The organism is Streptomyces sp. NPDC058289, from assembly GCF_042880975.1.
Lineage (GTDB): Bacteria > Actinomycetota > Actinomycetes > Streptomycetales > Streptomycetaceae > Streptomyces > Streptomyces stoeckheimensis.
Map to the genome: position 1 here is coordinate 48772 of NZ_JBHVYI010000027.1, position 12925 is coordinate 61696.

12 protein-coding genes are annotated in these 12925 nt (G+C 70.9%); 4 read left to right on the top strand and 8 right to left on the bottom strand.

Going from position 1 to position 12925, the window contains the following annotated elements; genetic code table 11:
* The 3 genes from ACFVX6_RS16425 to ACFVX6_RS16435 form a co-directional block, all read right to left on the bottom strand.
* The coding region (locus ACFVX6_RS16425) for an ATP-binding protein (RefSeq protein WP_389691941.1) at positions 1 to 2264 on the bottom strand (2264 nt) is incomplete at its 3' end.
* Between the two features lie 209 nt (positions 2265 to 2473).
* A complete protein-coding gene (locus ACFVX6_RS16430) occupies positions 2474 to 2797 on the bottom strand; it encodes an STAS domain-containing protein (protein WP_243336243.1) in 324 nt (107 codons plus the stop codon).
* Between the two features lie 159 nt (positions 2798 to 2956).
* Positions 2957 to 3805: a 3-hydroxyacyl-CoA dehydrogenase family protein gene (locus ACFVX6_RS16435; RefSeq protein WP_382970649.1), complete on the bottom strand. Its 849-nt coding sequence runs from the start codon at positions 3803 to 3805 to the stop codon at positions 2957 to 2959.
* A gap of 196 nt (positions 3806 to 4001) precedes the next feature.
* On the opposite strand from ACFVX6_RS16435, the gene ACFVX6_RS16440 reads away from it, so the two are divergent.
* Positions 4002 to 4574 carry a cob(I)yrinic acid a,c-diamide adenosyltransferase gene (locus ACFVX6_RS16440; protein ID WP_389691944.1) on the top strand — a complete coding sequence of 191 codons (573 nt, stop codon included), beginning with the start codon at positions 4002 to 4004 and terminating at the stop codon, positions 4572 to 4574.
* A gap of 17 nt (positions 4575 to 4591) precedes the next feature.
* Here the strand turns inward: ACFVX6_RS16440 and ACFVX6_RS16445 are convergent, their stop codons facing one another.
* The gene (locus ACFVX6_RS16445) at positions 4592 to 5152 is read right to left on the bottom strand and encodes a hypothetical protein (RefSeq protein WP_389691946.1); all 561 of its coding nucleotides are present in this window, start codon (positions 5150 to 5152) and stop codon (positions 4592 to 4594) included.
* A 178-nt stretch (positions 5153 to 5330) separates the two neighbouring features.
* Between ACFVX6_RS16445 and ACFVX6_RS16450 the strand changes: the two genes are divergently transcribed.
* From ACFVX6_RS16450 to ACFVX6_RS16460, 3 genes are all read left to right on the top strand, one after another.
* On the top strand, positions 5331 to 6569 hold the full coding sequence (locus tag ACFVX6_RS16450) for a sensor histidine kinase (protein WP_389691948.1): 1239 nt from the start codon (positions 5331 to 5333) through the stop codon (positions 6567 to 6569).
* The gene (locus tag ACFVX6_RS16455; RefSeq protein ID WP_389691950.1) at positions 6566 to 7207 is read left to right on the top strand and encodes a response regulator; all 642 of its coding nucleotides are present in this window, start codon (positions 6566 to 6568) and stop codon (positions 7205 to 7207) included. The genes ACFVX6_RS16450 and ACFVX6_RS16455 overlap by 4 nt, the downstream gene beginning before the upstream one ends.
* Positions 7208 to 7409: 202 nt before the next feature.
* Positions 7410 to 9269 (top strand): glycosyl hydrolase family 18 protein, encoded by a 1860-nt coding sequence (locus tag ACFVX6_RS16460; RefSeq protein WP_389691952.1) that lies wholly within the window; start codon positions 7410 to 7412, stop codon positions 9267 to 9269.
* A gap of 172 nt (positions 9270 to 9441) precedes the next feature.
* Here the strand turns inward: ACFVX6_RS16460 and ACFVX6_RS16465 are convergent, their stop codons facing one another.
* The 4 genes from ACFVX6_RS16465 to ACFVX6_RS16480 all read right to left on the bottom strand — a co-directional run bounded on the left by ACFVX6_RS16465 (position 9442) and on the right by ACFVX6_RS16480 (position 12908).
* On the bottom strand, positions 9442 to 9891 hold the full coding sequence (locus ACFVX6_RS16465) for a DUF2550 domain-containing protein (protein ID WP_389691954.1): 450 nt from the start codon (positions 9889 to 9891) through the stop codon (positions 9442 to 9444).
* A gap of 156 nt (positions 9892 to 10047) precedes the next feature.
* The gene (locus ACFVX6_RS16470) at positions 10048 to 10422 is read right to left on the bottom strand and encodes a F0F1 ATP synthase subunit epsilon (protein WP_327254966.1); all 375 of its coding nucleotides are present in this window, start codon (positions 10420 to 10422) and stop codon (positions 10048 to 10050) included.
* Positions 10423 to 10551: 129 nt separating this feature from the next.
* A complete protein-coding gene (atpD, locus tag ACFVX6_RS16475) occupies positions 10552 to 11991 on the bottom strand; it encodes a F0F1 ATP synthase subunit beta (RefSeq protein ID WP_385369184.1) in 1440 nt (479 codons plus the stop codon).
* On the bottom strand, positions 11991 to 12908 hold the full coding sequence (locus tag ACFVX6_RS16480) for a F0F1 ATP synthase subunit gamma (protein ID WP_389691957.1): 918 nt from the start codon (positions 12906 to 12908) through the stop codon (positions 11991 to 11993). Before ACFVX6_RS16480 ends, atpD begins: the two co-directional genes overlap by 1 nt.
* Positions 12909 to 12925: the final 17 nt, after the last annotated feature.

Genomic DNA, 12925 nt, shown 5'->3' on the forward strand with positions numbered 1-12925 from the left:
GCAGCGCCAGCAGCGCCAGCAGCGCCAGCAGCGCCAGCAGCGCCAGCAGCGCCAGCAGCGCCAGCAGCGCCAGCAGCGCCAGCAGCGCCAGCAGCCAACGGAGTCCCTGCTGCACCGGAAACGCCCGGAACCCGAGGAACCTCAGGAAGCAGCGGAGCCCCGGCAGGCCTGGCGATCCCGGCAGCCCCAGGAACTCCAGGAACAAACGGAGCCCCCGCAGCCCCGGGAACCGCAGGAATCTGCGGAGTCCCAGCAGCCCCGGCGGCCCCAGGGAGCCCCGGAGGAGCGGGAACCCCGGGCAGTCCGGGAACCCCGGCAAGCCCGGCAAGCCCCGGAGGCAGCGGAGCCCCCGCAGTCCCGGGGGCCGTCGGAAGACCCGGAACCGGCGGGACGCCGGGGACGCCCGCACCACCCAGTGCTCCCGAAGCCGGCGGGACACCCGCGGCACCCGGAATGCCAGGCACACCCGGGATGCCAGGGACGCCGGGGATGCCGGGCACACCCGCACCCCCCACCGCCCCCGAAACCGGCGGCACGCCCGACGCGCCCTGCCGACCCGGCCCGGCCGCCCTCGCCGCTCCCCCGGCGGCAGCCGACGACGCGGCCGGCGGAGCCAGTCGCAGGGGCGGTGATATCTGGGTCTCCGCCGACTCCCGGTCGGTGACCAGGGCCAGGGCCCGCCGTCCCGCCACGGTCCCCCGCTTGTCGGCCAGCGCGCCGCGCAGCCCGATCGAGGCCTCCAGCTCGGCCCGCGCCCGGTCGAGCCGGCCCTCGCACAGGGCCAGTACGCCCAGCTCGTGGTGGAAGTACGCCTGCTCCGCGACCTCGCCGGCCTTCCGCGCGGCCTCCGCGCCCGCGCGCAGCACCCGCTCCCAGGCCTCCCAGTGCAGCGAGGCGGCGAACGCCGGGGCCGCCGTCCGCGCCAGCAGTACCGCGGCCACCACATCGGCCCCGGCCAGCGCCGCGAGCACCGCGTCGGCCTCGGACGCGACCCGCTCCGGGCTGACGGTGGTGTGCCCGGTCCACCAGGCGTAGTGCCGGGCGGCGGTACGGGCTTCCTCGGTCGCGGTGTCCCCGTAGCCGGTGTCCTCCAGCTGTCGCACGACCCCCGCGGCCAGCTGGTAGCGCGTCCCGACGGGGCTCAGCAGCCCGCAGTCGAGGAGCTCCGCGACGGCCGTGTCGGCGTGCGTGTCGCCGATCAGCGCGGGCAGGTGTGCGTGGTGCGGCAGTTCCCCGCCGAGCGCGCAGGCGATCCGCAGCGCGGCCCGCGCCGACTCGCTGACCCGCGAGGCGAGCAGTTCCGCCGGGGCGGCGCCCTCGGCCAGCGTCGGCAGCGGCACGAACACGGTGGCGCGCGGCTTCTCGTCGAAGACGCCGGGCTCCTCGTCCTCGGCGTCCTCGTCGTCGTAACCGGTGCGGTTGAGTTCGTCGCGCTGTCGCAGCAGCGCGGCTGCCTGGACGAAGCGCAGCGGCAGCCCCTCGGAGGCGAAGCTCAGGTCCCCCGCCCAGGCGGTTTCCTCGTCGGTCAGCGCCCGTCCGGTGCCCGCTTCGAGCAGGGCCACGCAGTCGGCGCGGGCCAGCCCGCCGAGGAAGACCTCTTCGAGGTGCGAGTCGTCGGAGGGGGCCCGGGTGTCGGGGGTGGCGGCCAGCAGGTACGCGCACTCCGGCGTGGCCCGCAGCAGTTCGTCGAGGGCGGTGCCGCCCATGTCGAGGTCGTCGACGAGGACGACGGCGCCTATCTCCGCCACCCGGGCGAGGAGGCCGGTCCGGTCGGGGCGTTCGGCCGGAGCCTCGTACACGGTGGCGTAGAGCGCCTGGAGCAGCTCGCCGGGCTGTTGGTGTCCCTGCGCGCAGAGCCGTACGACCCCGTCGGGGGCGAGGTCCGCGCAGGCCTCGGCGACCGCGTCGAGCAGCGCCGTGCGTCCGGATCCGGACGGTCCGGTCAGCCGTACGGAGCGGCCGCGCGCGAGGAGGCGTACGAGGCGCTCGCGCTCCTCCTCGCGGCCCAGCAGGGGCTGCGCACCGGCCGGGGCGCCCGGCGGTACGGGGGGCCGTGCGGCGGCGGCCGCGGAGGCGCGGGCGGCGGGGGTGCGCTTGACCGGGGTGGGGGCGGGCTCGCCGCCGGGGCGGTGCGTCCGGACGATCTCGCTGCCGTCCACGGGGTTCACGGTGAGGGTGTAGTCCCCGGACGTGAGCGTCACCACGCGCGCCGGCGGCTCCGCCGGATCGGCCTGCCCCTGCTGCCCCTGTTTGCTGCGGTCCATGACCAAGTCCCCCGATCGCGCCGTGCGCCGTCGTCTCGCCCGGCCTTCGCACACGCCGCTGTCGCTACTGGTCCGGTTTCCGCCCGAACCCTAGACCGTGCCCGGCCGGGCGTGAACCGCAGGGGTGCCTTCACCACCGGACCGTTACGTTTGCGCAGGCCCTGTAGAGCGGCCCTCCACACACGAGGCGTGTACCGGTGTAACGGGCGTCACGCGCGCGGCAGCGACTCCGCTTCCAGTCCGCCCTCGATCGCGAGGATCCGGTGCAGCCGGGTGGCCACGAGCAGCCGCTGCATCTGTGGCGGGACCCCGCGCAGGACGAGCCGCCGGCCGGTCCGGCCGGCCCGGCGGTGGGCGCCCATGATCACGCCGAGACCCGTCGCGTCCCAGGAGTCGAGCCCGGTGAGGTCCAGCACGAGGTCGCCGTGACCGTCGTCCAGTGCGGTGTGCAGGACCGTACGGGCGTCCGCCGCGCTGCGCACGTCGAGGCGACCCCCGACAGCGAGTTCGGCGTGGTCGCCCCTGATGTGCATGTGTACTCCCGGCAGCGCGGTACTGATTGCTTATGGTCCGACTGGTCCGTGGTCGGCAACTCTCACTGCAACTGACTGCCTCAGGGGCAGGGAAGTTGCCGACCGTGAGCGAACCGATACCTAATTCACCCCTTGGGGTGCAGGCCTTCGAACTGGTGCTCAGTGCTTGTAGAAGCCCTGACCGCTCTTGCGGCCGATGTCGCCCGCGTCGACCATGCGGCGCATCAGCTCCGGCGGCGCGAACTTCTCGTCCTGCGATTCCGTGTAGATGTTGCTGGTGGCGTGCAGCAGGATGTCGACGCCGGTGAGGTCCGCGGTGGCCAGCGGGCCCATCGCGTGCCCGAAGCCGAGCTTGCAGGCGATGTCGATGTCCTCGGCCGACGCAACGCCCGATTCGTACAGTTTCGCGGCTTCGACGACCAGCGCGGAGATGAGACGGGTCGTCACGAAGCCCGCGACGTCGCGGTTGACGACGATGCAGGTCTTGCCGACCGACTCGGCGAACGCCCGGGTGGTGGCGAGGGTTTCGTCACTCGTCTTGTAGCCGCGCACGAGCTCGCACAGCTGCATCATCGGGACCGGCGAGAAGAAGTGCGCGCCGACGACCCGCTCCGGACGCTCCGTCACGGCCGCGATCTTGGTGATCGGGATGGCGGAGGTGTTGGAGGCGAGGATCGCGTCCTCGCGCACGAGCTTGTCGAGCGCGCGGAAGATCTCGTGCTTGACCTCGAGCTTCTCGAAGACGGCCTCGACGACGATGTCGGCGTCGGCGACCGCTTCCAGTTCGGTGCTCGTGGTGATGCGGGCGAGCGCCGCCTCGGCGTCCTCGGCCGTCAGCTTGCCCTTGGAGACGAAGCGGTCGTACGAGGCCTTGATCCCGTCGGTGCCACGCGTCAGAGCGGCGTCGGTGACATCGCGCAGCACGACGTCCCAACCCGCCTGAGCAGAGACCTGCGCGATTCCGGAACCCATCAGTCCGGCACCGATGACGGCAAGCTTCCCAGCCACTGCACACCCCACGTTCTTCGATGGGACCGGCCTCGAATACGGCACAGCCTCGTTCGTTCTCCGGCGGAGACTAGCGTCCGGGAGGGGCGCAGTGACCGCGAAGTAACACGCGTCACGTCTCAGATGACGGACATCACACCGGGACGGCCCAGCAGTGCGACAGGGGGCCGCAGTTGGCCCGCACTAGGGTGGCGGCATGGTGAACCTCACGCGTATCTACACCCGCACCGGCGACAAGGGCACGACCGCGCTCGGCGACATGAGCCGCACGGCCAAGACCGATCTGCGGATCTCGGCGTACGCCGACGCCAACGAGGCCAACGCGGCCATCGGGACGGCGATCGCACTCGGCTCGCTGCCCGCCGATGTCGTGAAGGTCCTGGTCCGTGTGCAGAACGACCTGTTCGACGTGGGCGCCGACCTCTGCACCCCGGTCGTCGAGAATCCGGAGTACCCGCCGCTGCGCGTCGAGCAGTTCTACGTGGACAAGCTGGAGGCCGACTGCGACCTCTTCAACGGCGAGCTGGAGAAGCTCCGCAGCTTCATCCTGCCCGGCGGCACCCCCGGCGCGGCCCTCCTGCACCAGGCCTGCACGGTGGTCCGGCGCGCCGAGCGCTCCACGTGGGCGGCCCTGGAGGCGCACGGCGAGGTCATGAACCCGCTGACGGCCACCTACCTCAACCGCCTCTCCGACCTCCTCTTCATCCTGGCCCGCACGGCCAACAAGGAGGTCGGCGACGTCCTGTGGGTCCCCGGCGGCGACCGGTAGGTCCTGGACGACGGCCCCTAGGACCGGTCCGCGGCAGAGAGCGCCTTCGCCGGTGCCCGCTTCGGCCACACCGTGTAGGTGACGGCGATCAGGGCGTGGATGCCGACCACCCGCAGGGCCGTGAGCTGCCATCCGTGCAGCACCGTGGTGTCGCCCGACCCTCCGACGTACCAGATCGCGGCCTGCAGCAGGCCGGCCGCGACGGCCGCCGCGAGGACGGTCCGTGCGAACAGCTTCCACTCGTGGACGGCCCGCGCCGCGCCGTAGCCGGCGCCGGCCGGCTTCGGGCCACCGGCCAGCCGGTACGCGGCGTGGCCGTCGAGCCAGCGCACGGTGTAGTGCCCGTAGGCGACGGTGTAGCCGAGGTACAGGGCGGCGAGCCCGTGCTTCCAGTCCGGCTCGGCGCCGCCGCGCAGGTCCACCGCGGTGGCCGCCAGCAGTGCCAGCTCCAGGAGCGGCTCGCACAGCAGGACGGCCGCGCCGGTCTTCGGCATCTTCGCGAGGTAGCGCAGGGCCAGGCCGCCGGCCAGCAGGACCCAGAAGCCGACTTCACAGGCGATGATCAGGGTGACGAGCACGGGAGTCTCCGTTCCTGCGGTGGGGGATGCCTCCAGCTTCCCGCCCGGTTCGCACCGTTTCCTCGTCGCCGATGACGATTGCCGTGGTGGCCGCCCTGCATCCTTCGATGTACGGGCCCGTCCAAAAGGCGGCCGCGATGGGGACGCCCGCCCCCGCCGCAGCCTGTTGGATGGTCCCGTGACCCTCCAGATCCCTCCACCGCACCGCGACGACGTCCTGCTCGCCGCGGGCAGCGTGGCCGCCGGCCTGCTCCTGTGGTCGCTCGGGGTGTACAGCTCCCCCACCCGGGGCCTGTTCCCGGCCTGGGCGGCCCTGGTCCCGCTCCTCGCCCTCGGCCCGATGGAGCTGCTGCGCCGCAGCATGCCCCGGGTGACCCTGGCGGTGGGCACCCTCGGGGTGGTCGCCGACCAGTTCACGGTGGGAAATCTGGCCACCGTCCTGATCTTCACCGACCTGATGTACGCGGCTGTCGTCTACGGCAAGCCGGCCATGGCCCGCCGCCTCCCGGTCCAGACCGGCCTGATCACCGTCGCCGTGACCATCGCCGCCGTGGCCTGGCTGCGCACCCCGCAGGCGCTGCTGATCGGCGTGGTCACCGGCATCGTGAGCTTCGGTCCGGCGCTGACCGGCGCCACCCTGCGCAACCACCGTGAGGCCGCCGTGGCCGCCCGGCTGCGCGCCGAGCAGACGGCGCTGCTGGCCGAGATGGACCGGTCGCAGGCGGTCGTCGCCGAGCGGGCCCGGATGGCCCGCGAACTGCACGACATGGTGGCCAACCACCTCTCCGCCATCGCCATCCACTCCACTGCCGCGCTCTCCATCGACTCCCCCGCCACCAGCCGCGAGGCGCTCGGGGTGATCCGGGAGAACAGCGTCCAGGGACTGGCCGAGATGCGCCGCCTGATCGGACTGCTGCGGGACGCGGGCGCCGGTCAGGAGGCCGTCGCCACGCCCTCGCTGGACGGGCTGGACGCCCTGCTGGAGCAGGCCCGTAAGAACGGGGCCGCGAGCGGGCTGGACTTCGTACTGCTCGACGACCGGCCCGGGGAAGCGGCGGCAGTCGGGGGCACCCGTGAGCCGCTGCCCGCCCCGGTGGAACTGGCGGCGTACCGGATCGTCCAGGAGTCGCTGACCAACGCCCTCAAGCACGCCGCTCCGGGCAGGGTCACCGTCCGCCTGGCCCGCGACCGCCCCGCGGGCGGTGGCCGGGCCGGCGGCGGCGGCGCACTGCACGTCGTGGTCGACTCCCCCTACGGGGAACGCCCCGGCCCCCGCGCACCGGGCTCCGGGGCCGGCCTGATCGGCATGCGCGAGCGGACGGAACTGCTGGGCGGGGCATTCGAAGCGGGCCGCGCGGACGCGGTCTGGCGGGTCCGGGCGACGCTGCCCGTGGAAGAAGAGGCGGTACGGACGTGACGATCAGGGTCGTGGTGGCGGAGGACCAGAGCGCGGTACGGGCCGGGCTGGTCCTGATCCTGCGCAGCGCCGGCGACATCGAGGTGGCGGGCGAGGCCGCGGACGGGGAGGAGGCCGTGCGCCTGGCCCGCGAACTGCGGCCCGATCTGGTGCTCATGGACGTGCAGATGCCGCGCCTGGACGGGGTCTCGGCGACCCGCCGGGTGGTCGCGGAGGGTTTGGCCGACGTCCTCGTGCTCACCACCTTCGACCTGGACGAGTACGTCTTCGGCGCACTGCGCGCGGGCGCGTCGGGCTTCCTGTTGAAGGACGCGGACGCGGCGGAGCTGATCGCGGCGGTACGGACCGTCGCGCGCGGGGAGGGCCTGATCGCCCCGGCGGTGACCCGCCGGCTGATCGCGGAGTTCGCGGACCCGCGGCCCGTACGGGTCCCCGTACCGGCGACGGTGGAGTCGCTGACCCCGCGCGAGCGGGAGGTGCTGGGGTGCCTGGGCGAGGGTCTGTCGAACGCGGAGATCGCGGTGCGCCTGGAGATGGCGGAGGCGACGGCGAAGACGCACGTCAGCCGGGTGCTGGCCAAACTGGAGCTGCGCAGCCGGGTCCAAGCCGCGGTACTGGCGCAGGAGTTGGGGCTCTAGCCGGATCCGGCCGGAAATACATCCGAGGTTGCTACAGGAGGTCTGGACCTCTTGACGGTTGGTCCAGACCTTTCTACTCTCACGCACAACTGTGGTGAGCGTGCCATGACAAAACGTCACACGGCCCGCTCACGGGCGGCGCAGGTCCCACCCCCATGCAGCGACCGGCCCCACGGCCGCTGCGGACCTCGGAGGAGCACCCTTGAGCACAGCACCCCCACGACGCGCACCGCTGTTTCGAAGAGTCGCGGCCGCACTGGCCGTCCTCACCCTGCCCCTCGCCGGACTGGTGGCCATCGCCGGTCCCGCAGAGGCGGCCGCCTCGGCCACCGCGACGTACACCAAGGTCTCCGACTGGGGCTCCGGCTTCGAGGGCAAGTGGACGGTGAAGAACACCGGCACGACCACCCTCAGCAGCTGGACCGTGGAGTGGGACTACCCGGCCGGCACCGCCGTCACCTCCGCCTGGGACGCCACCGTCACCAGCTCGGGCACCCACTGGACCGGCAAGAACGTCGGCTGGAACGGCACCCTCGCCCCGGGCGCCACCATCAGCTTCGGCTTCAACGGCACGGGCTCCGGCGCCCCCAGCGGCTGCAAGGTCAACGGCGGCACCTGCGACGGCGGCACCACCCCCACCGACAACCCGCCCAGCGCCCCCGGCACCCCCACGGCCAGCGGCGTCACCGACACCGGGCTGACCCTCGGCTGGGCCGCGGCCACCGACGACAAGGGCGTCAAGAACTACGACGTCTTCCGCGGCGGGGCCAAGATCGCCACCGTCACCAGCCCGTCGTACACCGACTCGGGCCTGACCAAGGGCACGGCCTACAGCTACACGGTCACCGCCCGCGACACCATCGACCAGACCGGCCCCTCCTCCGGGGCCCTCTCGGTGACCACCACCGGCGGTGGCGGCACCGACCCGGGCGACCCAGGCACCCCGGGAGCCGCGGTCAAGCTGGGCTACTTCACGAACTGGGGCGTCTACCAGCGCAATTACCACGTGAAGAACCTGGTCACCTCCGGCAGCGCCGCGAAGATCACGCACATCAACTACGCCTTCGGCAACGTCCAGGGCGGCAAGTGCACGATCGGTGACGCCTACGCCGACTACCAGAAGACCTACGACGCCTCCTCCAGCGTGTCCGGCACCGCCGACACCTGGGACCAGCCGGTCGCGGGCAACTTCAACCAGCTGCGCCAGCTGAAGAAGAAGTACCCGAACATCAAGGTCCTCTACTCCTTCGGCGGCTGGACCTGGTCCGGCGGCTTCGGACAGGCCGCCGCGAACCCGGCCGCCTTCGCCCAGTCCTGCTACGACCTGGTCGAGGACCCGCGCTGGGCCGACGTCTTCGACGGCATCGACATCGACTGGGAGTACCCGAACGCCTGCGGCCTGTCCTGCGACACCAGCGGGGCCGCCTCCCTGAAGAACGTCCTCTCCGCGCTGCGCACCAAGTTCGGCAGCAGCAACCTGGTCACCGCCGCCATCTCCGCCGACGGCTCCAACGGCGGCAAGCTCGACCTCGCCGACTACGCGGGCGCCGCCCCGTACGTCGACTTCTACAACGTCATGACGTACGACTTCTTCGGCGCGTGGGCGGCCCAGGGCCCGACGGCCCCGCACTCCCCGCTCACCTCGTACACCGGCATCCCGATCGCCGGCTTCAACTCCGAGGCGGCCATCACCAAGCTCAAGGGCAAGGGCATCGCCGGCTCTAAGCTCAACCTCGGCATCGGCTTCTACGGCCGCGGCTGGACCGGCGTCACCCAGGCCACCCCGGGCGGCACCGCCACCGGCCCGGCCCCGGGCACCTACGAGCAGGGCATCGAGGACTACAAGGTCCTCAAGAGCTCCTGCCCCTCGACCGGCACCATCGCCGGCACGGCCTACGCCAAGTGCGGCAGCAACTGGTGGAGCTACGACACCCCCGCCACCATCGCCTCGAAGATGACCTGGGCGAAGCAGCAGGGCCTCAAGGGAGCCTTCTACTGGGAGTTCAGCGGCGACACCGCGAACGGCGAACTGGCCGGCGCGGTCCACGCCGGCCTCTCGTAACCCCTGACAGCTCGGCCCGGTGAAAGACGAAGCCGGGGAGACGGGTCCGCCCCCGTCTCCCCGGCTTCTCCTTTGCCGAGCACCGCTCGCACGGCTCGGCCCTGGCGGGCCTCACCGGCTTCGCGCCGCTGCGCCGGACTCCATCCGGCGGGACGAACGGGTGCCGCGGCCGTCAGGCCACGTTCACCCGTTGCCCGGGCGGAGCAGCCTCCAGCCAGGCCAGGAAACCGGTCAGCGCGTCATCGCTCATCGCCAGCTCCAGGCGGGTGCCGCGGTGCGCGCAGCAGAGTACGACGGCGTCGGAGAGCAGGGCCAGCTCCTCCTCGCCCTCGGGCGCACGGCGGGCGATGACCTCGATGGAGGCCCGCTCCAGCAGCCGGCGCGGCCGCGGGGAGTAGCTGAAGACTCGGAACCAGTCGATGCGGTCACCGCTGTAGCGCGCGACCCCGTACACCCAGCCCTTGCCGGAGACGTCGGGTTCCTCGGACACGGCCCACCGCATGCTGCAGTCGAAGGTGCCGCCGGAGCGCTGGATCAGCCTGCGGCGCAGACCGAACACGAACAGCCCGATCACCACCAGGGCTACTACGACCAGGCCGCTCACAAGCAGAGCGAGGAGCATCTTTCACCGACCTCCTCGCTCATCGAATAACCCAAACGACAGAGTTCTTGCCAGACGAAGTCTGGGGCGGACCCGCATCGCCTCAGCCGCGACCCGGTCCGGAAAATTCCGGAACAGGCCGCGGCTGAGGTTTGAAACTCTTACCAGTACCGGGGCTCAGCGCCCCGAAACCGCGCGCAGCCGGACATCGGCGCGACGCTCGGAGGCCGAATCGGTCTCCGACTTCGCGCGCTCCAGTGCCCGCTCCGCCCGCTCGACGTCGATCTCGTCGGCAAGCTCGGCGATCTCGGCCAGCAGCGACAACTTGTTGTCCGCGAACGAGATGAATCCGCCGTGCACCGCGGCGACAACAGTGTTGCCCCCGACGGTACGGATGGTCACCGGGCCCGATTCCAGCACACCGAGAAGCGGCTGGTGACCGGGCATGACGCCGATGTCGCCGGACGTGGTGCGGGCGACAACCAGGGTGGCCTCGCCGGACCAGACATTCCGGTCCGCCGCGACCAGCTCGACGTGCAGCTCAGCAGCCATGGTGGCTCCTCGGGTCACCACCCGGCGGAATGGCCGGGTGTTGGGTCAAATTCTAATGGGCGTGAGGAGAGGGACGGGACACACCCGCCCCTCTCCGTCATTCAGCTGTGCTCACGGATGAGCGCGGCTTCAGGAGACGCCCAGCTCCTTGGCGTTGGCCTTGAGGTCCTCAATGCCACCGCACAGGAAGAACGCCTGCTCGGGGAAGTGGTCGTAGTCTCCGTCGCAGATGGCGTTGAAGGCCACGATCGACTCCTCGAGCGGAACGTCCGAACCGTCGACGCCGGTGAACTGCTTGGCGACGTGCGTGTTCTGCGACAGGAAGCGCTCGACACGACGGGCACGGTGGACAACGAGCTTGTCCTCCTCGCCCAGCTCGTCGATACCGAGGATCGCGATGATGTCCTGGAGGTCCTTGTACTTCTGCAGGATCCCCTTGACGCGCATCGCCGTGGCGTAGTGGTCCGCCGCGATGTACCGCGGGTCGAGGATGCGGGACGTCGAGTCCAGCGGGTCCACGGCCGGGTAGATGCCCTTCTCGGAGATCGGACGGGAAAGAACCGTCGTCGCGTCGAGGTGGGCGAAGGTGGTGGCCGGCGCCGGGTCGGTCAGGTCGTCCGCGGGGACGTAGATCGCCTGCATCGAGGTGATCGAGTGACCGCGGGTCGAGGTGATGCGCTCCTGCAGCAGACCCATCTCGTCAGCCAGGTTCGGCTGGTAACCCACGGCGGACGGCATGCGGCCCAGAAGGGTCGACACCTCCGAACCGGCCTGGGTGTAACGGAAGATGTTGTCGATGAAGAAGAGCACGTCCTGCTTCTGCACATCGCGGAAGTACTCCGCCATGGTCAGACCGGCAAGCGCGACGCGAAGACGGGTGCCCGGGGGCTCGTCCATCTGACCGAAGACAAGCGCCGTCTTGTCGATGACGCCGGACTCGGCCATTTCCTCGATGAGGTCGTTGCCCTCACGGGTACGCTCACCGACGCCCGCGAAGACCGACACACCGTCGTGGTTGTTGGCGACGCGGTAGATCATTTCCTGGATCAGAACGGTCTTGCCGACACCGGCACCACCGAACAGACCGATCTTTCCACCCTTGACGTACGGGGTGAGAAGGTCGATGACCTTGACGCCGGTCTCGAACATCTCGGTCTTCGACTCGAGCTCGTCGAAGCGGGGCGCCTTGCGGTGGATCGGCCAGCGCTCGGTGACGTTGGCGTTCTCCTCCGGGTAGTTCAGCACCTCACCCAGGGTGTTGAAGACCTTGCCCTTGGTGAAGTCGCCGACGGGGACGGTGATGCCCTCGCCCGTGTTGACCACCGTGGCCTGGCGGACCAGACCGTCGGTCGGCTGCATCGAGATGGTACGGACGAGGCCGTCACCCAGGTGCTGCGCGACCTCGAGGGTCAGGGTCTTGAGCTTGCCGTCCTCGGCCGGGTCTGCGACCTCGACCTTGAGGGCGTTGTAGATCTCGGGCATGGCGTCGACGGGGAACTCCACGTCGACGACCGGGCCGATGACCCGGGCAACGCGGCCCGTGGCGGCGGCCGTCTCAATGGTCGTCATTACTTGTCACTCCCCGCGGTCGCGTCTGCCATGGCGCTGGCGCCACCGACGATCTCGCTGATTTCCTGGGTGATTTCGGCCTGGCGGGCCGCGTTGGCAAGCCGGGAGAGGCTCTTGATGAGATCCCCGGCGTTGTCGGTAGCCGACTTCATCGCGCGGCGGCGGGCGGCGTGCTCGGAAGCGGCCGACTGCAGCAGTGCGTTGTAGATGCGGCTCTCGACGTAGCGCGGCAGAAGGGCGTCGAGGACGTCCTCCGCCGACGGCTCGAAGTCGAACAGCGGAAGGATCTCGCCCTTCGCACCGGACTCTTCTTCGACCTTGTCGAGGCTGAGCGGCAGCATCCGGCCGTCCACCGCGTTCTGCGTCATCATCGACACGAATTCCGTGTAGACGATGTGCAGCTCGTCGACGCCACCCTCGGCCGTAACCGTCTGGATGGCCTCGATCAGCGGCGCCGCGACGCGCTTGGCGTCGGCGTAGGCCGGGCTGTCGGTGAAGCCGGTCCACGATTCCGCGACCTTGCGCTCACGGAAGCCGTAGTAGGCGACACCCTTGCGGCCGACGATGTAGGTGTCGACCTCCTTGCCCTCGCCGCGGAGCCGCTCGGTGAGCCGCTCCGCCTGCTTGATGGCGTTCGAGGAGTAGCCGCCGGCCAGACCGCGGTCGCTCGTGATGAGCAGGACCGCGGCACGCACCGGTGCCTCGACCTCGGTCGTCAGGGCGTGCTTGGTGTTCGAACCGGTCGCCACCGCGGTCACCGCACGGGTGAGCTCGGTCGCGTACGGCATCGATGCCGCCACCTTGCGCTGCGCCTTGACGATGCGCGAGGCGGCGATCATTTCCATCGCCTTGGTGATCTTCTTGGTCGCCGTGACGGCACGGATACGACGCTTGTAGACCCGGAGCTGCGCTCCCATGAGTCAGCTTCCTTCCG

Coding starts and splice junctions, on each gene's coding strand:
- ACFVX6_RS16430 (WP_243336243.1), bottom strand. CDS start 2,797: ATGCACATCAGGGGCGACCACGCCGAACTCGCTGTCGGGGGTCGCCTC.
- ACFVX6_RS16440 (WP_389691944.1), top strand. CDS start 4,002: ATGGTGAACCTCACGCGTATCTACACCCGCACCGGCGACAAGGGCACG.
- ACFVX6_RS16465 (WP_389691954.1), bottom strand. CDS start 9,891: ATGCTCCTCGCTCTGCTTGTGAGCGGCCTGGTCGTAGTAGCCCTGGTG.
- ACFVX6_RS16470 (WP_327254966.1), bottom strand. CDS start 10,422: ATGGCTGCTGAGCTGCACGTCGAGCTGGTCGCGGCGGACCGGAATGTC.
- atpD (WP_385369184.1), bottom strand. CDS start 11,991: ATGACGACCATTGAGACGGCCGCCGCCACGGGCCGCGTTGCCCGGGTC.
- ACFVX6_RS16480 (WP_389691957.1), bottom strand. CDS start 12,908: ATGGGAGCGCAGCTCCGGGTCTACAAGCGTCGTATCCGTGCCGTCACG.